The sequence below is a fragment of the Streptomyces sp. NPDC055189 genome, from assembly GCF_053606765.1.
In genome coordinates, this window is sequence record NZ_JBSGSG010000053.1 from 1 (window position 1) to 22,132 (window position 22,132).

21 protein-coding genes are annotated in these 22,132 nt (G+C 71.2%); 3 read left to right on the forward strand and 18 right to left on the reverse strand.

Annotation, left to right across the window (positions count from 1 at the left end; translation table 11 throughout):
• Positions 1-146 precede the first annotated feature (146 nt).
• Entirely contained in the window at positions 147-509 is a 363-nt protein-coding gene (locus tag ACWFR3_RS29875) for a cytidine deaminase (protein ID WP_453737765.1), read from the reverse strand.
• A 26-nt stretch (positions 510-535) separates the two neighbouring features.
• Positions 536-1,453, reverse strand: a complete 918-nt coding sequence (locus ACWFR3_RS29880) for a helix-turn-helix transcriptional regulator (protein ID WP_453737766.1) — start codon at positions 1,451-1,453, stop codon at positions 536-538.
• Positions 1,454-1,539: 86 nt separating this feature from the next.
• On the opposite strand from ACWFR3_RS29880, the gene ACWFR3_RS29885 reads away from it, so the two are divergent.
• Positions 1,540-2,967 carry an MFS transporter gene (locus ACWFR3_RS29885; protein WP_453737767.1) on the forward strand — a complete coding sequence of 476 codons (1,428 nt, stop codon included), beginning with the start codon at positions 1,540-1,542 and terminating at the stop codon, positions 2,965-2,967.
• 10 nt (positions 2,968-2,977) lie between these two features.
• Here the strand turns inward: ACWFR3_RS29885 and ACWFR3_RS29890 are convergent, their stop codons facing one another.
• From ACWFR3_RS29890 to hrcA, 15 genes are all read right to left on the reverse strand, one after another.
• On the reverse strand, positions 2,978-3,334 hold the full coding sequence (locus ACWFR3_RS29890) for an MmcQ/YjbR family DNA-binding protein (RefSeq protein ID WP_453737768.1): 357 nt from the start codon (positions 3,332-3,334) through the stop codon (positions 2,978-2,980).
• On the reverse strand, positions 3,331-4,632 hold the full coding sequence (locus ACWFR3_RS29895; protein WP_453737769.1) for a hemolysin family protein: 1,302 nt from the start codon (positions 4,630-4,632) through the stop codon (positions 3,331-3,333). The genes ACWFR3_RS29890 and ACWFR3_RS29895 overlap by 4 nt, the downstream gene beginning before the upstream one ends.
• A 4-nt stretch (positions 4,633-4,636) precedes the next feature.
• A complete protein-coding gene (gene ybeY, locus ACWFR3_RS29900) occupies positions 4,637-5,134 on the reverse strand; it encodes an rRNA maturation RNase YbeY (RefSeq protein WP_453737770.1) in 498 nt (165 codons plus the stop codon).
• A gap of 13 nt (positions 5,135-5,147) precedes the next feature.
• The gene (locus ACWFR3_RS29905; protein WP_453737771.1) at positions 5,148-6,182 is read right to left on the reverse strand and encodes a PhoH family protein; all 1,035 of its coding nucleotides are present in this window, start codon (positions 6,180-6,182) and stop codon (positions 5,148-5,150) included.
• Between the two features lie 140 nt (positions 6,183-6,322).
• Entirely contained in the window at positions 6,323-7,426 is a 1,104-nt protein-coding gene (locus ACWFR3_RS29910; protein ID WP_453737772.1) for a carbohydrate kinase family protein, read from the reverse strand.
• A 74-nt stretch (positions 7,427-7,500) separates the two neighbouring features.
• Entirely contained in the window at positions 7,501-8,502 is a 1,002-nt protein-coding gene (locus ACWFR3_RS29915; protein ID WP_453737773.1) for an adenosine deaminase, read from the reverse strand.
• A 13-nt stretch (positions 8,503-8,515) separates the two neighbouring features.
• Entirely contained in the window at positions 8,516-9,424 is a 909-nt protein-coding gene (locus ACWFR3_RS29920) for a ribonuclease Z (RefSeq protein WP_453737774.1), read from the reverse strand.
• Positions 9,425-9,462: 38 nt separating this feature from the next.
• On the reverse strand, positions 9,463-9,816 hold the full coding sequence (locus ACWFR3_RS29925; protein WP_453737775.1) for a histidine triad nucleotide-binding protein: 354 nt from the start codon (positions 9,814-9,816) through the stop codon (positions 9,463-9,465).
• A 194-nt stretch (positions 9,817-10,010) separates the two neighbouring features.
• Positions 10,011-13,229: a S41 family peptidase gene (locus ACWFR3_RS29930; protein WP_453737808.1), complete on the reverse strand. Its 3,219-nt coding sequence runs from the start codon at positions 13,227-13,229 to the stop codon at positions 10,011-10,013.
• 107 nt (positions 13,230-13,336) lie between these two features.
• Complete coding sequence (locus tag ACWFR3_RS29935; RefSeq protein ID WP_453737776.1) at positions 13,337-13,963, reverse strand: hypothetical protein; 627 nt, start codon at positions 13,961-13,963, stop codon at positions 13,337-13,339.
• A gap of 238 nt (positions 13,964-14,201) precedes the next feature.
• Positions 14,202-14,594, reverse strand: coding sequence for a VOC family protein (locus ACWFR3_RS29940; protein ID WP_453737777.1), 393 nt, complete (start codon positions 14,592-14,594; stop codon positions 14,202-14,204).
• A gap of 27 nt (positions 14,595-14,621) precedes the next feature.
• Positions 14,622-15,380 carry a 16S rRNA (uracil(1498)-N(3))-methyltransferase gene (locus ACWFR3_RS29945; protein WP_453737778.1) on the reverse strand — a complete coding sequence of 253 codons (759 nt, stop codon included), beginning with the start codon at positions 15,378-15,380 and terminating at the stop codon, positions 14,622-14,624.
• Entirely contained in the window at positions 15,377-16,471 is a 1,095-nt protein-coding gene (locus ACWFR3_RS29950) for a nitronate monooxygenase (protein WP_453737779.1), read from the reverse strand. Before ACWFR3_RS29950 ends, ACWFR3_RS29945 begins: the two co-directional genes overlap by 4 nt.
• 177 nt (positions 16,472-16,648) lie before the next feature.
• On the reverse strand, positions 16,649-17,788 hold the full coding sequence (dnaJ, locus tag ACWFR3_RS29955) for a molecular chaperone DnaJ (RefSeq protein WP_190080490.1): 1,140 nt from the start codon (positions 17,786-17,788) through the stop codon (positions 16,649-16,651).
• Positions 17,789-18,805, reverse strand: coding sequence for a heat-inducible transcriptional repressor HrcA (hrcA, locus tag ACWFR3_RS29960; protein ID WP_249589973.1), 1,017 nt, complete (start codon positions 18,803-18,805; stop codon positions 17,789-17,791).
• Positions 18,806-18,982: 177 nt separating this feature from the next.
• On the opposite strand from hrcA, the gene ACWFR3_RS29965 reads away from it, so the two are divergent.
• Both ACWFR3_RS29965 and ACWFR3_RS29970 read left to right on the forward strand, forming a co-directional pair.
• The gene (locus ACWFR3_RS29965; protein ID WP_453737780.1) at positions 18,983-19,726 is read left to right on the forward strand and encodes an MBL fold metallo-hydrolase; all 744 of its coding nucleotides are present in this window, start codon (positions 18,983-18,985) and stop codon (positions 19,724-19,726) included.
• A 34-nt stretch (positions 19,727-19,760) separates the two neighbouring features.
• Positions 19,761-20,585 carry a DUF3097 domain-containing protein gene (locus ACWFR3_RS29970; protein ID WP_453737781.1) on the forward strand — a complete coding sequence of 275 codons (825 nt, stop codon included), beginning with the start codon at positions 19,761-19,763 and terminating at the stop codon, positions 20,583-20,585.
• Positions 20,586-20,863: 278 nt separating this feature from the next.
• Here ACWFR3_RS29970 and hemW read toward each other — a convergent pair whose 3' ends face one another.
• A complete protein-coding gene (gene hemW / locus ACWFR3_RS29975) occupies positions 20,864-22,096 on the reverse strand; it encodes a radical SAM family heme chaperone HemW (RefSeq protein WP_453737782.1) in 1,233 nt (410 codons plus the stop codon).
• Positions 22,097-22,132 lie beyond the last annotated feature (36 nt).

Below are 22,132 nucleotides of genomic sequence, written 5' to 3' on the forward strand. Positions count from 1 at the left end.
CGTGGTGCTACCACACCGGCGGCGGGGGCTACATTTTTCGCCCCGCCGGGCGTGTTCGGAATTCGTGGGGGGGGTCTGGGGCGGAGCCCCAGGTAGGCCCACGCGCCAGAGCGGGTTTACGGGAAGGGGCGGGGTTGGGGAGAGAGTCAGTTCGCCTGAGCCCGCACCCGGACCTCCCCGTCCGGCCCCGCCAGAAACACCGGCGTCCCGGCCCCGCCAAGGTCCCGCACCGCGGAAAGGTCCTCGGAGGACAGCGCCTCCTCGGAGGAGACAACGGCCGCCGCCTCAAGGGACTCCGCACCGGACGCGACAGCCATGGCGACAGCAGTCCGCAGGGCAGAAAGCTTCAGGGAGTCCAGCGAAACCGTACCGGCGACATACGTACGCCCCGTCTCGTCCCGCACAGCGGCCCCCTCGGCCACCCCATTCCGCGCCCGCGCCGAACGAGCCAGCGTAACGATCTTCCGGTCCTCAGCATCAAGCGCGCCAAGCGCAGCACTCTCGGTCATGAGCCGAGCATACGGAGGTCAGGGCGTTACATGGCTATCGGGGCCACCGGGTACATCGACCCCCGCCGCCCCTCGGGCGAGGCGAGCCACTCCAGTTTCGCCGCGGTCTCCGCCTCCGGAAGCGGCGTATGCAGCACGATCGTCAGATCGGGCCGCGCCGGCACCCGCAACGCCGTCGACTCGACGTGCAACGCCCCCACCAGCGGATGGATGAGCTCCTTGTGGACCTGCCCCGCGGGCCGCACGTCCCGCCGCTCCCACAGCTCGGTGAACTCCTCGCCCGCCGCTTCCCGCACCTCGGCCAGGACCGCCTGGAAGCCCTCGTCGTCCGGGGTCTCCGAGCAGGACGCGCGGAACTGGGCGACGACCGACTCCGCATTGGTCCGCCAACTAACGCTCCGGGAGCGGTAGATGGGGTCGGTGAAGAAGTCCACGAGGCAGTTCTGGGTGATCTCGGGGCGCATCCCGAAGACCATTCCGGCCGCGTCGTTGTACATGACGCAGTTGTAGTAGCGGTCCATGATGTGCGCGGGGTACGGCATCCACGTGTCGATCAGGCGCTGCATCCCCTCGCACATGTCCCGGTCGGCCTGCTCGACCTCGGGTGCGGGCGGGTTCAGCCCGGCGAGCACGTACAGATGCCGCCGCTCGGCGCTCGACAGTTTCAGGACGCGCCCCACGGAGTCCAGGACCTGCGGCGACACGGAGATGTCGCGGCCCTGCTCAAGCCACTGGTACCAGGAAGCACCGACCCCGGCGAGCACGGCGACCTCCTCGCGGCGCAGACCCGGCGTACGCCGCCGCGCCCCGCCGTCCGGGAGTCCCGCCTCCGCGGGGCTGACCCGGGCCCGGCGGCTCATCAGGAACTCGCGCAGTTCGCCCAGTCGCCGTGCCTTGGATTCGTCCCGGGGCCGCGCAGCCGCCGCCTCACTCGTCCCTGCCATTCGCAAGCTCCCCCCTGCCTGGTGTTACGACCACCAGCATAAGTTCCCGCTCCCCACGGCTATTCCTGACGCCCGAAGCTCAACTCATGGCGATCGACACCACCACTCCCCCGTCCACGACAACGGCGGCCCCCGCTCCTCGGCCCCCGGCCCCCAAGCTCTCCTCCCGCGACAAGCTCGTCCTCTTCGTGCTCTGCGCCGCCCAGTTCATGGTCGCGCTCGACTTCTCCGTGCTGAACGTGGCGCTGCCCGTGCTCGGCGCGGACCTGGGCATGAGCCAGTCCGCGCTGCAGTGGGCGGTGACCGCGTTCGCCCTTCCCTCCGGCGGCTTCCTGCTGCTCTTCGGCCGGACCGGCGACCTGTTCGGGCGGCGCAAGCTGTTCCTCGGCGGCCTCGCCCTGTTCGGCCTGGCCTCGGTGCTCGCGACCTTCGCCTGGGACCCGGCGTCGTTCCTCACTGCACGCGCACTGCAGGGCGTCGGTGCGGCGGCCATCGTGCCGACCGGCATGTCCCTGCTCACCACGACGTTCCCCGAGGGCCCGCAGCGTGACCGCGCGCTCGGGATATCCGGCACGCTGCTCTCGCTCGGCTTCACCGTCGGCATGGTCCTGGGCGGCGTACTCACCGACACGCTCGGCTGGCGCTCCACGATGGGCCTGCTGACCCTCTTCGTCCTGATCGTGCTGCCGCTCGCGCCGGGCCTCCTGCCCGAGTCCCGCACCCCGGAGCGCCCCCGCCTGGACATCCCCGGCGCGGTCACGGTCACCGGCGGTCTGCTCGCCCTGATCTACGCGCTCTCCACGGCCGCCGAACGCGGCTTCGGCGGCACGGACGTCATCGTCACGCTCGTCGCGGGTGTGCTGCTGCTCTCGGCCTTCGGATACATCGAGTCGCGCGCCGAGTCGCCGCTGGTCTCGCTGCCGATGCTGCGGCGCCGGACGGTCGCGTGGGGCAACCTGGGCGGTCTCGTCACCTTCTCGATGATGTCGGCGGTCGTCTTCGTCCTCACGCTCTACCTCCAGGAAGTCCTGAGGCTCTCCGCCTTCCAGACGGGTCTGGTCTTCGGCGTGCAGGGTGTGCTCTCGGTGGTCGCCGGGATCTACGCGCCCAAGGTCATCAGCCGCTTCGGGGCGCGCCGCACCCTGGTCGTCTCGCTCCTGGGCCAGGGCCTGTTCATCGCGGCGCTGCTCGGCATCGACGAGGGCACGGGGTCGGTCTGGCTCGCGACGGCCGGCGTATCGGTGGCGAGCATGTTCCACCTGGGCGCGATCATCTCGTACGGCGTGACGGTCACCTCGGGTGTCCCGGACGAGGAGCAGGGCCTGGCCACCGGCCTGGTGACGTCCACGCAGCAGGTGGGCATCACGATCGGCATCCCGCTCCTGGGAGTCCTCGCGACGACCGGCACGGATCTCCTGGCGGGCACGCGGACGGTGCTCCTGATCGACGCGGCGGTGGTGCTCGTGGCGGCGGCCCTGATCGCGGCGGGCCTGCGCACCCGGCGTGACGCCTAGGAGCCGGTGTCTACGGCCGGTCGAGCCGCAGTCGTACCGCCTTCGGGAGACCCGCGACCACCAGGTCGTACGAGTCCTCGACGAGCTCCCGGACCTGCTGGTCCGGGAGCTTCGCGTCGGCGGTCACGGTGTTCCAGTGCCGCTTGTTCATGTGCCATCCCGGCGCGATCTCCGGGTGCGCGGCCCGCAGCTGGACCGCGATATCGGGATCGCACTTCAGGTTCACCTTCAGCGGCTCCGCGTCCAGGGAACTCAGCGCGAACATCTTCCCCGCGACCTTGAACACGGAGGCCTCGGGGCCGAACGGGAACTCCTCCACCACGTCGTTGAAGGACAGGCAGAAGGCGCGCAGTTCCTGCGGGGTCACCCTGGCGTCTCCTTCTCCGCGCCCTTCGGCTCGACCGGCTCCACGAGCACCGTCACGATCTTGTTCCGCCGTCCGGCCGCGGACTCCGCGGTGAGCCGCAGCTCCCGGCCGTCCGGCAGCGGCACGAGCGCCGACGCGTCGGCGATCGGCACCCGGCCGAGCGCCTTGGCGAGCAGACCGCCGACCGTCTCCACGTCCTCGTCGTCGAACTCGTCGAGCCCGAAGAGGTCGCCGAGGTCACCGATGTCCAGGCGCGCGGTGACGCGGTAGCAGCCGTCGTCGAGCTCCTCGACGGGCGGCAGTTCACGGTCGTACTCGTCGGTGATCTCGCCGACGATCTCTTCGAGGATGTCCTCGATGGTGACGATGCCGGCCGTGCCGCCGTACTCGTCGATGACGACGGCGACGTGGTTGCGCTCCTGCTGCATCTCGCGAAGGAGGTCGCCCGCGTTCTTCGTGTCGGGCACGAACGTCGCCGGGCGCATCGCCGTCGACACCAGGTCCGACTCGCTGTCGCGGTTGATGTGCGTCTTGCGGGCCAGGTCCTTGAGATAGACCATGCCGACGACGTCGTCCTCGCTCTCCCCGGTCACGGGGATGCGCGAGAAGCCGGAGCGCAGGGCGAGGGTGAGCGCCTGGCGGATGGTCTTGAAGCGCTCGATGGCGACCAAGTCCGTGCGCGGCACCATGACTTCGCGGACGAGGGTGTCGCCGAGCTCGAAGACGGAGTGCACCATGCGGCGCTCCTCGTCCTCGATGAGGGATTCCTTCTCGGCGAGGTCGACCATTGCCCGGAGCTCAGCCTCGGAGGCGAACGGGCCGCGCCTGAAGCCCTTGCCGGGCGTGAGCGCGTTGCCGATGAGGATCAGGAGCGGCGGGATCGGGCCCATGATGCGGGCAAGGGGCAGCAGGACGTACGCCGCGGCGGTGGCCGTGTTGAGCGGGTGCTGGCGCCCGATGGTGCGGGGCGAGACGCCCACGGCCACGTACGACACGAGGACCATCACCGCGATGGCGACGGCGAGCGCCTGCCAGGTCTCGTCGAACTCGTTCAGGCAGGCGTACGTCACCAGGGACGCCGCGGCCATCTCGCAGGCGACGCGCACGAGCAGCGCCACGTTCAGATAACGGGTGGGGTCGGCGGCGACCTGCGCGAGCTTCGCGCTGCCGCGCCGCCCGGAGCGGACCGATTCTTCCGCCCGGAAGCTGGAGGTACGGGCGATGCCCGCCTCGGCGCAGGCCGCGAGCCAGGCGACGACGACCAGGGCGACGGCGCCCGCGATCAACTGGAAGCTCATGGGGTTACGAGACGGTCGGCGCCGGAGACGGCCCGGTCAGGCCGTTCTCGCCGCGCCAGCCGTCGACGATGGCCGCCTGGAGACCGAACATCTCGGCCTTCTCGTCCGGCTCCTCGTGGTCGTACCCGAGGAGGTGGAGCACTCCGTGGACGGTGAGCAACTGGAGCTCCTCGTCCATGGAGTGCTCGGTGGGCGCTTCCTTGCCCTGCCTGAGGGCGACCTCGGGGCAGAGCACGATGTCGCCGAGGAGGCCCTGCGGGGCCTCCTCCTCGTCCTTGGCGGGCGGACGCAGCTCGTCCATCGGGAACGACATGACGTCCGTCGGTCCCGGCAGGTCCATCCACTGGATGTGGAGCTGCTCCATGGCGTCGGTGTCCACGACGATCACCGAGAGCTCGGAGAGCGGGTGGATGCGCATCCGCGTGAGGGCGTAGCGGGCGATGTCGAGGATCGCCTGCTCGTCGACCTCGGTTCCGGATTCGTTGTTGACGTCGATCGACATGGTGCGGCTTCCGCTACTTCCCGTTTTTCTTGTTCTGCTGACTGTCGTCGTACTTCTCGTAAGCGTCGACGATACGGCCGACCAGCTTGTGCCGTACGACATCGTGGGACGTGAGCCGCGAGAAGTGCACCTCGTCGATGCCCTCCAGGATGTCCTGGACCTGCCGCAGCCCCGACTTGGTGCCGTTCGGCAGGTCGACCTGGGTGACGTCGCCCGTGATCACGATCTTCGACTCGAAGCCGAGGCGGGTGAGGAACATCTTCATCTGCTCGACGCTGGTGTTCTGCGCCTCGTCCAGGATGATGAACGCGTCGTTCAGCGTGCGGCCGCGCATGTACGCCAGCGGGGCGACCTCGATCGTGCCCGCCGCCATCAGGCGCGGGATCGAGTCGGGGTCGAGCATGTCGTGCAGCGCGTCGTACAACGGACGCAGGTACGGGTCGATCTTTTCGTAGAGCGTGCCCGGCAGGAAGCCGAGCCGCTCGCCGGCCTCGACGGCGGGGCGGGTCAGGATGATGCGGTTGACCTGCTTGGCCTGGAGCGCCTGCACGGCCTTGGCCATGGCGAGGTACGTCTTGCCGGTGCCCGCGGGGCCGATGCCGAAGACGACGGTGTTCTTGTCGATGGCGTCGACGTAGCGCTTCTGGTTGAGCGTCTTGGGGCGGATCGTGCGGCCGCGGGACGAGAGGATGTTCTGCGTGAGCACCTCGGCCGGGGTCTCCTGGCCCTCGCCCTCGCCTGCCTCGTCCGCCCTGAGCATGGCGATCGAGCGTTCCACTGCGTCCTCCGTCATCGGCTGACCGGTGCGGAGCACCAGCATCATCTCGTCGAACAGACGCTGGATGAGAGCCACTTCACGGGCGTCTCCGACAGCGCTGATCTCATTGCCCCGGACATGGATGTCGGCCGCCGGGAAGGCCTTCTCGATCACGCGCAACAGGGCGTCTCCGGAGCCGAGCACCGTCACCATCGGGTGGTTCGCCGGGACGGTGAAGTGTGCTCGCGACTGGCCCTTGGCAGGGGTACGAGCTGTGGGTGTCTGAGTCATGGGCCGGCACTTAGGCCTGCTCATCCTCCTCATGCGGGGCTTGGTGGCCGCTCGACAGCCTTGCACTGCCAAGAGTACGACGCCCCACTGACACCGCCGTAGGGCTTTTTCACTCCGGTGACGCACAGCTGTACGACCTGTTACGCCGATCTGAACCCGATCGTCGGCACGGCACGGCGCAGCGGCCACGGACGGGTGGCCTCCGGAAGCAGGCCCTCCAGGAATCCGTAGCGCCGCAGCGCCACCGGGTCCTGGTCGTCGACCTCCCGCACGGTCCGCCACCACGCGGCGATCTCCGCCCAGCCCGGCGCCGACAGGGAACCCCCGAACTCCTGCACCGAGAGCGCCGCCGTGAGCCCCGCGAAGGCGAGCCGGTCCGCGAGGGGCCAGTCGGCGAGGGTGCCGGTCACGAAGCCCGCCACGAAGACGTCACCGGCGCCCGTGGGGTCGAGCGCCTCGACCGCGATGGCCGGAACCTCGGCGGTCTCGCCGGTCCGCCCGTCGACCGCGTACGCCCCGTCCGCACCCAGCGTCACCACCGCGAGCGGCACGTGCTCCGTCAGCGCACGGGCGGCGGCCCTGGGGCACTGGGTCCGTGTGTACCGCATGGCCTCCTCCGCGTTCGGCAGGAACGCCTCGCAGTGCTCCAGGTCCGCGAGCCCCGCCAGGTCCCAGCGCCCGGTGTCGTCCCAGCCGACGTCGGCGAAGATCCGGGTGCCCGTGCGCGCGGCCTGTGCGATCCAGGGCGCGCGTGTGCCGGGCGTCAGGGAGGCGACGGCGGCACGCGCGCGTGGCGGGCATTCCGGGGCGCCGCCGTCCGGGGAATCGGCGTCCGGCGGCGGCTCGTGCCCATGGCTGACCATGGTCCGCTCGCCCTCGTACGCCATGGACACGGTCACCGGGGAGTGCCAGCCGGGCACGGTGCGTGACGTCGCGAGATCGATGCCCTCGCCCTGTTCGAGCGCGTCCCAGCAGTACTCCCCGTAGTGGTCGTCCCCGAAGGCCGCCGCGAGCGAGGTGTGCAGCCCGAGCCGGGCGAGCGCCGTCGCCATGTTGGCCACGCCACCGGGACTCGACCCCATCCCGCGCGCCCAGGACTCGGTCCCGCGCACGGGCGCGGAATCGAGCCCGGTGAAGATGATGTCGAGGAACACCGTGCCGGTGAGGAAGACATCACAGGGCGGATCGCCTGCTCTGCGGGCTGCCTTGAGCGGGTCGATGCTGGTTCTGAGAGGTACGACCATGCAGGCAACGTAACGGAAGAAGCCCATCGGGGCTCGAACGACGGGTTGTCAGCCCGCCGCAGCCGCCTTCGCGATCAGTCGAACGAATACTCCGCGACCTCGGCGAGATAGCGCGCCCGCAGCTCCTCGTCCTGCGCGCTCCCGTCGAGGAACGACGCCTCGAACGAGTTCCGCGCGAGCTCCCGCAGCCGCTCCTGGTCGATGCCGAGGGCTTCCCGTACGGCGTGGAAGGTGTCGTCGACATAGCCGCCGAAGTACGCCGGGTCGTCGGAGTTGACCGTGCACAGCAGCCCGGCGTCCATCATCCGCGCGAGGGGGTGCTCTTCGAGTACGTCGATGGCGCGCAGCCGGACGTTGGACAGCGGGCAGAGCGTGAGCGGCACGCGCTCGCGCACGAGCCGCTCCACCAGCTGCGGGTCCTCCATGCAGCGCAGCCCGTGGTCGATGCGCTCGGCGCCCAGGACGTCGAGGGCCTCCGTGATGTACGCGGGCGGCCCCTCCTCGCCCGCGTGCGCGACGCGGCGCAGGCCGAGCGCGGCGGCGGCCTCGTACACCTCGCGGAACTTGGCGGGCGGGTGGCCGACCTCGGCGGAGTCGAGCCCGACGCCGATGATCCGGTGGAGGTGGGGCTTGGCGGCCTCCAGCGTCTGAAGGGCCGACTCGGCGGACTGGTCCCGCAGGAAGCACATGATGAGCCGGGTCGAGATCCCGTGCCGCTCCTCGCTGCGCTCCAGGGCGCGCCCGAGCCCCTCGATCACGGTGCCGATGCCCACGCCGCGCGCCATGTGGGCCTGCGGGTCGAAGAAGATCTCCGCGTGCCGCACTCCCTGCTCGGCGGCCCGCGCCAGATAGGCGTCGGCCAGCTCCTCGAAGTCGTCCTCGGTGAGCAGGACGGCCATCAGCCCGTAGTACAGGTCGAGGAAGGACTGGAGGTCGTCGAAGAGATAGGCCTTGCGCAGCTCTTCGGTGTCCGCGTACGGCAGGGTGACGCCGTTGCGGGCGGCGAGGGCGAAGGCCAGCTCGGGTTCGAGCGTGCCCTCGATGTGGAGGTGCAGTTCGGCTTTGGGAAGGGGCATGGCGGCGGCTCACTCAGGTGGTTCGTTTGGGCAGAGGTACACGCAACAGGTCTTGTGCGACGGTGAGTTCACCGTCGAATCCGGCGTCCCTGGCCTGTTGCTCGAATACGCCGGGGTCGGGGTAGCGCTGGCTGAAGTGGGTCAGTACGAGATGCCGGACGCCGGCGTCGACTGCGACCCGGGCGGCTTGGCCCACGGTCAAGTGCCCGTGATCGAGCGCCAGTTGCTCGTCCTCGTCGAGGAAGGTCGACTCGATGACGAGCATGTCGCAGCCGTCGGCGAGGGCGTGGACGCCGTCGCACAGCCGGGTGTCCATCACGAAGGCGAACCGTTGCCCGCGCCGCACCGCGCTGACCTCGTCGAGCGTGATGCCCCGCAGCACCCCTTCGCGCTGCAGGCGCCCGACGTCCGGCCCGGCGATGCCGCGCTCGGCGAGCAGTTCGGGGAGGATGCGGCGGCCGTCGGGTTCGGTGATGCGGTAGCCGAAGGACTCGACGGGGTGGGACAGCTTGACGGCATCGAGCGCGAAGGAGGGGGCGACGGCCAACCGGCCGTCCTCGGCGACGGGTTCCACGACGAGCTGCACGGTCTCGCGGTAGGCGGTGGCGTACCGCAGCCGGTCGAAGAAGTGCTGCCCGGAGTGCGGGAAGTGCACGGTCACGTCGTGCGGGACGCGATCCAGATTGATCCGCTGGATGACGCCGGGCAGGCCGAGGGAATGATCGCCGTGGAAGTGCGTGACGCAGATCCGGTGCAGGTCGTGCGCGGCGACCCCGGCACGCAGCATCTGCCGCTGCGTGCCCTCGCCGGGGTCGAAGAGGATGCCCTGCCCGTCCCAGAGCAGGACGTACCCGTTGTGGTTGCGGTGCCGGGTCGGCACCTGGCTCGCGGTGCCGAGGACGACCAGTTCACGTACGGACAAGGTCAGTTATCCCGCTATCCCGATATCCCGTTGTCCCGTTAGCCCGGAGGCCACTGCAGGCCGCGTCCGCCGAGGACGTGGGCGTGCGCGTGGAAGACGGTCTGTCCCGCGCCGGCGCCGGTGTTGAAGACGATGCGGTAGCTCTCCGCCTTCTCCTCGGCGGCGACCTCACCGGCCTCACGCAGGACGTCGGCGGCGATGGCGGGTTCGGCGGCGGCGAGGCTGGCCGCGTCCGGGTGGTGCACCTTGGGGATGACCAGGACGTGGGTGGGGGCCTGCGGGTTGATGTCCCGGAAGGCCACGGTCGTCTCCGTCTCCCTGACGACGGTGGCGGGTACGTCACCCGCGACGATCTTGCAGAACAGGCAGTCTGCGTTCGGTTCTCCCGGCATCGGGCGCCTCCGGTCCTGGCTGGTGGTCACTGCCCCCGCATGCTATCCGGGCTGCGCCCCCGCCACGCCCCTCCCCTCGGCCCCCGGCGTCCCTTCCCCCGAACACCCTCTCCCACCCACCCGCCCGATCACCCCGCGTCCATCCTTGAACGAACACGCTTTCCCACCCACCCGCCCGACTGCCCCCCGTGCCCTCAGGCCCCCGGCAGTTCCGGAGCCGTCTTGGGGGGCGTGGATTCCAGCGCGGTCAGCGCCAAGCGCACCGCCTCGTCCAGTTGGGGGTCGCGGCCCTCCGCGTAGTCCTCCGGGGTCGTCCAGACCTCCACGTCCGGGTCAACGCCGTAGTTCTCGACGTCCCAGCCGTATCCCTCCAGCCAGAACGCGTACTTCGGCTGGGTCACGAGCGTCCCGTCCACCAGGCGGTACCGGCTGTCGATGCCGATCACACCGCCCCACGTCCGCGTACCGACCACGGGCCCGATCCCAAGCGCCTTGATCGCCGCGTTCACGATGTCGCCGTCGGAACCGGAGAATTCGTTGGCGACGGCGACGACAGGGCCGCGCGGCGCGTCCGAGGGGTAGCTGTACGGCTGCGCGCCGCGCGGCAGGTCCCAGCCCACGATCTTCCGGGCGAGTTTCTCCACCACCAGCTGGGACGTGTGTCCGCCGCGGTTCTCGCGGACGTCCACCACGAGCCCGTCCCGCGCCACCTCCACCCGCAGGTCCCGGTGGATCTGCGCCCAGCCGGGCGCCTGCATGTCCGGCACGTGGAGATATCCGAGCCGTCCCCCGGACTTCTCATGGACGTAGGCACGCCGGTCCGCGACCCAGGCGTGGTAGCGCAGCGGCTCCTCGTCGTCGACGGGGATCACCACCGCGTGCCGGGGATCGCCCCCGCCCGCGGGCGACACCGTGAGCTCCACCGGCTTCCCCGCCGTGCCCACCAGCAAGGGACCGGGTCCCGTCACCGGGTCCACCGGGCGCCCCGCGACCGCCAGCAGCGCGTCTCCCGCGCGGACGGCGACCCCGGGTGCGGCAAGCGGCGAGCGGGCGGACGGGTCCGACGTCTCGGAGGGGAGGATCCGGTCGATCCGCCACGCCCCGTCATCGCCCCGCGAGACGTCCGCGCCGAGCAGCCCCTGCCGCGCCGACGGGCTCCCCCAGTTCCCGCCCCCCACGACGTACGCGTGCGAAGTACCGAGCTCGCCTGCGACCTCCCACAGCAGGTCCACGAGGTCGTCGTGCGTGGCCAGCCGGTCGAGGACGGGGCGGTAGCGGTCCAGGACGCCGTCCCAGTCGACCCCGCCCAGGTCGGGCCGCCAGAAGTTGTCCCGCATCAACCGCCCGGCCTCGTCGTACATCTGCCGCCACTCGGCAGCCGGATCGACCGTCTGCCTGACCCGCGTCAGATCGACGCTGATGTTCGAGTCGGAACCCTCCTCGCCGGAGGCCCGCCGGTCGCTCGGCACGACCTTCAGCTTTCCGTCGGCCCACAGCAGCACCCGCTTGCCGTCCCCGCTGACGGAGAAGTGGTCGGCGTCGGAGGCCAGTTCGTCGATGTGCTGCTGCACCAGGTCGTACCGTTCGAGCTCGGTGCGCGGATCGGGGTCCGAGGGGGTGGCCCTGGACGCGCCGAGGACGCCGCGCACGGGATGCCGCAGCCACAGGACGCCGTCCTTGGCCGCCCGCAGGGTGGAGTACCGGGCGGCCTCGACGGGGAACGGCACGATGCGGTCGGCGAGCCCGTCGAGGTCGATGCGGGTGACGGGCGAGCCCTCGCTGTCCGGGGTCTCGTCCTTGTCGGGCGTCTCGAAGGGCCGCCCGTGCCGCTGCGGCCCGAAGGGCGAGGGCGTGGTGGCGGCCAGCGTGATGAGATAGGGCCGCGATCCGCCGACGAAGGCGAGGTCGAAGACGTGCTCGTCGTAGACGGGGTCGAAGGCCCGCGCCGACAGGAACGCCAGGTGTTTGCCGTCCAGGGTGAACGCGGGCGCGTAGTCGCGAAAGCGCAGCGGAGTCGCCTCGGACACCGAAAGGTCGGCGGTGTTGGCCAGCTTCAGCTGCCGCAGCGGCCGGGGCCCAGGGTGCGACCAGGCTAGCCAGGCCGAGTCCGGTGAGAAGACGAGCCCGCCGGCGTCCCCGTGCTCCCCGCGGTCGACCTCGCGCACCTCCCCGCTCTCCCGCTCCACGAGCAGCACACGGCCGTCGTGCGAGGCGACGGCGGCCCTGCTGCCGTCGGGCGCCATGGCGAGCCCGAGCACCCGGCCCAGCTGCCCGGCGGCGATCCTGCGCGGCGTCGCGCCCGGCGCGAGGCCGGTGGCGGGCGCGAACTGGAGCGCGTCGTCGCCCTCCGCGTCCGTCACCCAGACGACGTGTTCCTCGCCGTCGACACGGAAGGTCCGCGGCAGCCGGGCGCGCACTCCGTGCTCGACGGCGAGCGCACGGGCGGGCCCTTCGCGGTGGGTCACCCAGTGCACGCCGCCGCGCACGGAGACGGCGCTGCCCCGCCCCGTGTGGTCGGGAGAGGCGGCACCGAACCAGCGGGCCGCGCTCACGGGGAACGGCTGGAGGTCGGTGCGCTGGCCGCCGAGGCGTACGTCGAGGCGGCGCGGCGCGGCGTCCAGCAGGTCGTCCAGAAGCCAGAGTTCACCCGCCGACACGTACACGACGCGGGTGCCGTCGGTGGCGGCGTGCCGGGCGTAGAAGCCGTCGATTCCGGTGTGCCTGCGCAGGTCGGAGCCGTCGGGCAGCGAGGAGTAGACGGCGCCGACGCCTTCGTGGTCGGAGAGGAACGCGATGCGGTCCCCCACCCACAGCGGGTACTCGATGTTCCCGTCGAGCTCTTCGTGGACGCGTACGAAGCGGGCCTCGTCGCCCGCATCGCCACGCCGGATCCAGAGCTTGCCCGCCGTGCCGCCCCGGTACCGCTTCCACCAGGCGGCCTCGCGCCCCATCGGAGCGGAGAGCAGCAGGGCCTGGCCCTCCTCGGGGCCGTGCGCGACGTCGCCCACGACGCCGTAGGGCAGGGTGGCCGCGGGTCCGCCGTCCAGCGGGACGGCCCGCGCCCAGCTGCGGCGCAGCGACGCCTGGCCTTCCGTACTGACGGCGAGGACCTGTCCGTCCGGGGTCCAGCCGCGCACCGCCGTACGCGAACTCCCCCAGTGCGTAAGCCGCTTGGAGGAGCCGCCGTCGACCGGCGCGACATGCACCTCGGGGGCGCCGTCACGCGTGGACGTCCAGGCGACGGTCGTCCCGTCCGGGGAGATGCGGGGGTGGTTCACGGGCATGTTGTCGGCGCTGACGCGCCATGCCCGGCCGCCGTCGAGGGGCGCGACCCAGACGTCGTCCTCAGCGGTGAAGGCGACCAACTCGCCGCGCAGATGCGGATACCGGAGATACGCAGAGTGCCCAGTCAGTGTCACACAGCCAGCCTAAGCAGCCACGGCGGAGCCGGACAGCGCTTTGGATCACTTGCCTGCACACACGTCACGTCCGGCCTGTACGGGCGGTCAGGTCGCCGGGCTCACTTGCCCTTGAAGCACGAGCAGGTCGGGTCCGGTGTCCCGGGGACGGTCACCGTGACGGTCGCGGCGGGCGGCTGGTCCGGTTCGTCGGGCTTGTCGCCGCCCTGGTCGTCGCCGTTGTCGTTGCCGTCGTCCCAGTTGCCGTCGTCGGTCCCGTCGTCGCCGCCCTCGCAGTTGCCGAGCACCTCCACGTGGAACCACTGCTTGCCGTCGACCTTGGCGGTCAGGCTGCCGCGCACGCAGTGCCCGTCGACGACGGACCACACCACACCCTTGACGGTGATGTTGCTGGTGTCGTCGGACCCTTTCCCGTTTCTGGCCTGCCCCTGGCAGTCGACGTCGACGTCGGCCTTCTCCTCCGGATCGCCGCTGGACGGTGTGACCCGGTCCTTGAACCGGGCCGTGCAGCTGATCCACAGCACGTCGAGGTGCTGCCGCTCCAGCTCCTTCGTGGCCATCTCGTCGGTGGTGATGGCCACGGCCGCGGTGTTCATGGACCCGTCGACCGGATCGCACGCGGCGACGCCGATCACCGCCGCCCCCGCGAACCCGACGGCGTACAGCACCCGCCGGCGCCGTCCGCCCGCGCCCACAGAATGATCACGTATGCGCCTCAATGCCCCCATAGGCGGCAGAGTGCCACTGCGAGCCGCCTGACGATAGTCCCCTTTGCGTCCACTCCGGCCGCCTTCGGACACCGGCGGACGCGAGGGCTCCGGGAAGAGAACGTGCCGGGCACCTGCCCCGCCCGTAGCCTCCGCGCATGGGAAACGACCGCGACGACGACGACCGGAAGTGGCTCAACCTCTACGAACCCGGGGCCGTCGCGCGAGGTGGACGGCCGGCCACTCCTGAACGGCGCCCTCAGCCGCGCAGCAGCAGCCACTCCTGCAACTCCACCAAGTTCCCTTCCGGGTCCTTGAGATGGGCGACCCGCATGCGCTCCGTCAGCGGCGCGGGTCCGTGGACGACGACTCCGCCGCGCCCGGTGATCCGGGCGCAGTACGCGTCGAGGTCGTCGACCCGCAGCACCACCAGTGAGCGGTGCCCCGTCGCGGGTTCCTCCAGCTCGTCGAGGAGCCGGGCCATCATCGAGCGGTCCTGGAGCGCGATCCCGGCGGAGCCGGTCGCCGCACTGAACTTCTCGTACGGCCCCTCCGTCGCCCCCGACTGGGGCTTGAGGCCCAGGATTTCGGCGTAGAAGTGATAGCAGGCGCTGAAGTCCGATACGAGCAGGCGCACTTGGGCGAGTTCCACGGCATCCCCCTTACATGGCACGGGAGTTCAGGACCAGCGGCCCGTGCGCCCGAGCAGCAGGGCTGCCGCCGCCGTCCCCGCGGTCGACGTACGCAACACGCTACGCCCCAGGCGGTACGGCTTCGCGCCCGCGTCGGCGAACGCCGCGAGCTCGTCCGGCGATACGCCGCCCTCGGGGCCGACCACCAGGACGATGTGCCCGGCCGCCGGAAGCTCCGCCGCGGCCAGCGGCTCGCTGCCCTCCTCGTGCAGGACCGCCGCGAGGTCGGCCGTGGCGAGCAGCGCCGCGACCTGCTTGGTCGACGCGGCATCGGCGACCTCGGGGAAGCGCACCCGGCGGGACTGCTTGCCCGCCTCGCGAGCCGTGGCGCGCCACTTGCCGAGCGCCTTGAGCCCGCGCTCGCCCTTCCACTGCGTGATGCAGCGCGACGCCGACCAGGGCACGATCGCGTCGACGCCGGTCTCCGTCATGGTCTCGACGGCGACCTCACCGCGGTCGCCCTTGGGCAGCGCCTGTACGACGGTGATCCGGGGCTCCTGCGGCGCCTCTTCCCGTACGGAGTCCATCCGCACGATCAGCCGGTCCTTGCCCTCGGTGTCCGTGACCACGCAGTTCGCCCAGCGGCCGGCGCCGTCGGTCAGGACGACGTCCTCACCGGCGTGCAGCCGCTTCACGGAGACGGCGTGGCGCCCTTCGGCACCGTCCAGTACGTAGCGTCCGTCGCCGCCCGCGCCGGCTTTCGCCAAGGTCTCGAAGGTCTCGACGACGAAGACGGGCGCGGTCATGCCTGGCCGCCGGGCTGGGTTCCCTGTCCGCCGGCCGCCGACGCGGCCTGCGCCTCGGCCAGTTCGGCCGCGAGCACCTCCACCAGCTGCCCGGCCGCGAGATCCCGCGACATGCGGTGTCCCTGTCCCGCCCACAGCGCCATGCCCTGCGCGTCACCGGCCTTGGCAGCGGCCTTGCGCAGACCGCTGGTCAGGTGGTGGATCTGGGGGTAGGCGGCGGGGGCGTACGGCCCGTGCTCGCGCATGAAGCGGTTGACCAGGCCCCGGGCGGGGCGCCCGGAGAAGGCGCGGGTCAGTTCGGTGCGGGTGAACAGCGGGTTCGTCATGGCCTGCTTGTGCAGGGCGTTCGCGCCCGACTCGGGGCAGACCAGGAAGGCCGTGCCGAGCTGCGCGACGTCGGCGCCCGCCGCGAGCACCGCGGCGATCTGCGAGCCGCGCATCAGACCGCCGGCCGCGACGATCGGGATCTGCACGGTCTCGCGCACCTGCGCGATGAGCGAGAGAAGGCCGAGCCCGGCGCCGTCCGTCTCGGGGTTGTCGCGGTGCGTGCCCTGGTGGCCGCCCGCCTCGATGCCCTGGACGCACACGGCGTCGGCGCCGGACCACTGGGCGGTCTGCGCCTCTTCGGGCGTGGTGACGGTGACGACCGTGATCGTGCCCACACGGGCGAAGGCGTCGAAGACGTCGCGGGTGGGGCAGCCGAAGGTGAACGACACCAGCGGCACCGGGTCTTCGACGAGGATCGCGAGCTTGGCGTCGTAGCCGTCGTCGCGGCCGCTGTCCGGGTCACCGAGCTGCGTCTCGTACCAGGCGGCTTCACCGGCGAGCTGGTTGCGGTAGACGTCGATGGCGGCGGCGTCGGCGTACTCGGGCTGCGGCATGAAGAGATTCACGCCGAACGGCCTGCTGGTGAGCCCGCGCAACTGTTTGATCTCCTGGTACATCCCGTCGGCGGTTTTGTACCCGGCGGCGAGGAATCCGAGCCCTCCGGCCTCGCAGACGGCAGCGGCGAGCTGGGGGCAGGAAGCGCCGCCGGCCATGGGGGCCTGCACGATCGGAAGGCGGCAGAGATCGGTCAGTGCGGTGGGCATGAACGCATCGTGCCATGACCTGGCCGGGGGGCCGAATCGCGTCCCGCAAGGGGCGAGAGCGCCCCGTAGGGGGCGCGGGGAACTGCGCGAGCAACCACGACGGCCCGCGGACAACGAAGCGCCCCCGGCACGGGCTGACCCGACACCGGGGGCGTCCAAAAGGTACTGCTCAAGGCGCTACCGCCCGTTGAACGCATCCTTGAGACGCGAGAACAACCCCTGCTGCCCCGGCTGGAACTGCCCCGTGGGCCGCTCCTCGCCGCGCAGCTGCGCGAGCTCCCGCAGGACCCGCTCCTGCTCCGCGTCCAGCTTGGTCGGCGTGAGGACCTCGACGTGCACGATGAGGTCGCCTCGTCCGCCGCCCCGCAGGTGCGTGATGCCCCTGCCGTGCAGCGGCACCGACTGACCGGACTGCGTGCCCGGCCGGATGTCGACCTCTTCCAGGCCGTCCAGCGTCTCCAGGGGCACCTTGGTGCCCAGAGCCGCGGCCGTCATCGGAATGGTGACCGTGCAGTGCAGGTCGTCCCCGCGCCGCTGGAACACGGCGTGCGGCAGCTCGTGGATCTCCACGTACAGGTCGCCGGCGGGGCCGCCGCCGGGGCCGACCTCGCCCTCGCCCGCGAGCTGGATCCGCGTGCCGTTGTCGACACCGGCGGGGATCTTCACGGTGAGCGTCCGCCGCGACCGGATGCGGCCGTCGCCGGCGCACTCCGGGCACGGGGTGGGCACGACCGTGCCGAAGCCCTGACACTGCGGGCACGGCCGCGACGTCATGACCTGGCCGAGGAAGGACCGCGTGACCTGCGACACCTCACCGCGACCGCGGCACATGTCACACGTCTGGGCGGACGTTCCCGGCGCGGCGCCTTCACCGCTGCAGGTCGTACAGACGACCGCCGTGTCGACCTGTATGTCCTTGGTGGTCCCGAAGGCCGCCTCGTCCAGGTCGATCTCGAGCCGGATCATGGCGTCCTGGCCGCGGCGCGTGCGCGACCGGGGGCCGCGCTGCGACGCCGTCCCGAAGAACGCGTCCATGATGTCCGAGAAGTTGCCGAAGCCACCGGCTCCGAAACCGCCCGCGCCACCGCCGCCGCCCGCCTGGGACAGCGGGTCGCCGCCGAGGTCGTAGACCTGCTTCTTCTGCGGGTCCGACAACACCTCGTACGCGGCGTTGATCTCCTTGAAGCGCTCCTGAGTCTTCGGGTCCGGATTCACGTCCGGGTGAAGCTCTCGCGCAAGCCTCCGGAAGGCCTTCTTGATTTCGTCCTGGGAAGCGTCGCGGCGCACGCCTAGTACGGCGTAGTAGTCCGTGGCCACTTACGACTCCGCCAGGATCTGTCCGACGTAACGTGCCACTGCGCGTACTGCTCCCATCGTTCCCGGATAGTCCATGCGGGTCGGGCCGACCACGCCGAGTTTGGCTACTGCCTCGCTGCCCGAACCGTAGCCGACGGAGACCACGGACGTAGAGCTGAGTCCCTCATGGGCGTTCTCGTGACCGATCCGTACGGTCATGCCCGAATCTGTGGCCTCGCCAAGCAACTTGAGCAGGACGACCTGCTCCTCAAGGGCCTCGAGGACGGGCCTGATGGTGAGGGGAAAGTCATGTCCGAAGCGGGTGAGATTGGCCGTTCCGCCGATCATCAGCCGCTCTTCGGTCTCTTCGACGAGGGTTTCGAGGAGCGTGGAGAGCACGGTCGCCACCGTGCCCCTGTCCTCCGCGTCGAAGGACTCCGTCATGTCCTGCACCAACTGCGGCACGTCCGCGAAGCGACGGCCCGCGACCCTGCTGTTGAGCCGCGCCCGCAGATCCGCGAGCGAGGTCTCGCCGAACGGGGCGGGGCAGTCGATCATGCGCTGCTCGACCCGGCCCGTGTCCGTGATCAGGACGAGCATCAGCCGGGCCGGAGCCAGCGAGAGCAGCTCCACGTGCCGCACCGTCGACCGTGTGAGCGACGGATACTGCACGACCGCGACCTGCCGGGTCAGCTGCGCCAGCAGCCGCACCGTGCGCGCCACGACGTCGTCGAGGTCGACGGCGCCGTCGAGGAAGTTCTGGATGGCCCTGCGCTCCGGCGCAGCCATCGGCTTGACGCCCGCGAGCCGGTCGACGAAGAGGCGGTACCCCTTGTCCGTGGGGATGCGCCCCGCACTCGTATGAGGCTGGGCGATGAACCCTTCCTCCTCCAGTGCCGCCATGTCGTTGCGGACGGTGGCCGGGGAGACCCCGAGGCTGTGCCGCTCGGTGAGCGCCTTGGAGCCGACGGGCTCCTCGGTGCCGACATAGTCGTGGACGATGGCGCGCAGCACCTCGAGCCTGCGTTCATTGAGCATCCGCGCACACCTCCACCTTTTGCCCTGAAACCTGTCTGTCCTGCCCGTCCTGCGGCCCTGCCTGGCACTCCCCTCGGGTGAGTGCCAGCCTGCGCCGCGCCCAGTGTACGGCCGTGAGGTACGGGCCCGGCAAGGGCAGCGGCTGCCGAGCGACCGCCGGCGGGCTAGCGTCGGCGTATGGACGTGGCACTGGCTTGGGACGAGGCGGGCTGGGAGCGGCTCGCGCCGCATGTGGGGCGGCGGCGCCTTCCTGTCTGGGACTGTACGGCGGGTCTTGTCGTCGGCGGCGAATCGGCCCTGATGATCGAGGCGGGGGCGACGCTGCGCGAGGGGGCGGAGCTGCGCACTCAGGCGCGCGGCATTCTCGGCGGCGGGCGGCGGGTCACTCACCTCGCCCTGACGCACCCGCACTTCGACCATGTGCTCGGTGCGGCGGCGTTCGCGGGCGTGGAGGTGTACGGCGCGGTCGGCGTCGACAAGCTCCTCGCGCGGGGCCGCGAGGAACTGCGCGACTCGGCCGTCCGGCACGGGGTCGCCCCGGACGCCGCGGCGGAGGCCGCCGACCTGCTCGTCCGGCCGCACCACGCGGTGTGCGGGGAGTGGACGCTCGACCTGGGCGGCGGGGTGCAGGTCCTGCTCGCGAACGTCGGCCCCGGCCACACGGGCCACGACCTGGCGGTCCTGGTCCCCGGCACGGACGGCTCCCCGGAGATCGTCTTCTGCGGCGACCTGGTCGAGGAGTCGGGCGAACCGCAGGCGGGCGACGACGCGGTACCGGAGCGGTGGCCGGCGGCGCTGGACCGGCTCCTCGAACTGGGCGGGCAGGACGCGCTGTACGTGCCGGGGCACGGCGCGGTGGTCGATGCGGCTTTTGTCCATGCGCAACGCGCCACACTGGCGGCCCGTTTCGGCGTGTCGTAGCCGGTCGTACGCCGCTTCTCTTATCGTCATGCGAATGCGCCAGTACTCCGCGGACCTGACTCCCCCCTGGAAGAAGCCGAAGCCCGTGCCCGAGGTCGCCGCGGAGGCGGACCTCGTGGTGGAGGAGCTGAGCACCGGCTTCTGCGGGGCGGTGATCCGCTGCGAGAAGACGGCGGAGGGTCCGACGGTGACCCTGGAGGACCGCTTCGGCAAGCAGCGGGTCTTCCCGATGACTCCCGCGGGCTTCGACCTGGAGGGCCGGACGGTCACCCTCGTCCGCCCGTCAGCGGCTGCTTCTCCCGTACGTCCCACACGTACCGCGTCCGGTTCGGTGGCCGTACCGGGAGCGCGGGCCCGGGTCGCCCGTGCCGGTCGGATCTACGTCGAGGGGCGGCACGACGCGGAGCTCGTCGAGCGGGTGTGGGGTGACGACCTGCGCATCGAGGGCGTGGTCGTCGAGTACCTGGAGGGCATCGACGACCTCCCGGCGATCGTCGCGGAGTTCTCCCCCGGCCCCGACGCACGCCTCGGCGTCCTGGTGGACCACTTGGTGCCCGGCTCCAAGGAGTCCCGGATCGCGGCGGAGGTGAGTTCTTCCTCCGCGCTGGTGGTGGGGCACCCCTACATCGACGTGTGGGAGGCGGTGAAGCCGTCGTCCGTGGGTATCTCGGCGTGGCCCCGCGTCCCGCGCGGCCAGGACTGGAAGACGGGCGTCTGCGAGGCGCTCGGCTGGCCCCCGAACACGGGCGCCGCGTGGCAACGGATCCTGGGCTCGGTGCGCAGTTACCGGGATCTGGAACCGGCGCTGCTGGGCCGCGTGGAGGAACTGATCGACTTCGTCACGGGCCCGGAGGAGTAGCCCGTCGCGGGCCACGTTCCCTGCGTACGGCGCGTTGCACGGCCGCTGCACGGCGCGTACTACACCGCCGCTCCGCGGCGGATTTTTCCCGCCCACCCACCCGATTACCCCGCGCTTGCCCACCCGGCCCGGCTGAGATCATTCAGCCCGTCCGGCGTTTGAGGACGAACTCGGCGGAGCCGGTGATGACAGCAACCACAAGGCACAGGGCCCCCGCGCCGAGCGGGTTTTCGGGAAGGGGCGGGGTTGGGGAAAGCCCCGCAGGGCCCGTCCGAACCTCAATCCACCAGATCCCGCACAACCCCATCCGCCAGCAACCGCCCCCGCAACGTAAGAACCGCCCGCCCCTCCTCAAAGGGCCCCGCCTCAAGCAGCCCCTCGGCCAGCGCCCGCCCCGCCGCCGCAAGCCCCGCAGGCCGCAGCAAGGACAACGGACACCCCTCAAGCAGCCGCAGCTCCAGCAGAATCCGCTCCACCCGCCGGTCCTCATCGGCGAGAATCTCCCGCCCCGCCCCCGGCGAGCGCCCCGCGGCAAGCGCCCCCGCATAAGCCCCCGGATGCTTCACGTTCCACCACCGCACACCCCCCACATGGCTGTGGGCCCCCGGCCCGGCCCCCCACCAGTCGGCCCCCCGCCAGTACAACTCGTTGTGCAGGCACCGCCCGGCCTCGGAAGTGGCCCAGTTGGACACCTCGTACCAGGAGAAGCCCGCAACCCCGAGGACCTCGTCGGCGATCAGATACCGGTCCGCGTGCACGTCGTCGTCCGTCATCGGCACTTCCCCGCGCCGAATCCGCCGGGCCAGCTGCGTGCCCTCCTCGACGATCAGGGCGTAGGCGCTGACGTGGTCGGGCCCGGCGCCGATCGCCGCGTCGAGGGTGGCCCGCCAGTCCTCGTCCGTCTCGCCCGGCGTGCCGTAGATGAGGTCCAGGTTGACGTGCTCGAAGCCCGCCGCCCGCGCCTCGGCCACGCACGCCTCGGGGCGCCCGGGCGTGTGCGTACGGTCGAGCACCTTCAGTACGTGCTGCTTCGCGCTCTGCATCCCGAAGGAGACGCGGTTGAAGCCGCCGGCCCGCAGCTCGCTCAGGTAGGCCGGGTCGACGGACTCCGGGTTCGCCTCGGTGGTGATCTCCGCGTCGTCCGCGAGCCCGAACTCGTCCCGGACCGCGCCCAGCATGCGTACGAGGTCGGATGCGGCGAGGAGCGTCGGCGTACCGCCCCCGACGAAGACGGTCCGGACGGGGCGCGGGTCGTCCCCGAGCACCTTCCGTGCGAGCCGCACCTCGTCGATCAGGGTGTCCGCGTAGTTGTCGCGGGAGGCGAGCACGCCGCCGGAGCCGCGCAGCTCGGTCGCCGTGTAGGTGTTGAAGTCGCAGTAGCCGCAGCGCGTGGCGCAGTACGGGACGTGGAGGTAGAAGCCGAGCGGACGGGCCCCCGCTCCCTGCAGGGCGGACGCGGGCAGCGCGCCGTCCTCGGGCATGGGCTCACCATCGGGAAGTGCGGAAGGCATACCTTCGATTGTCCCGCACCGCCGGACAAGCGGACG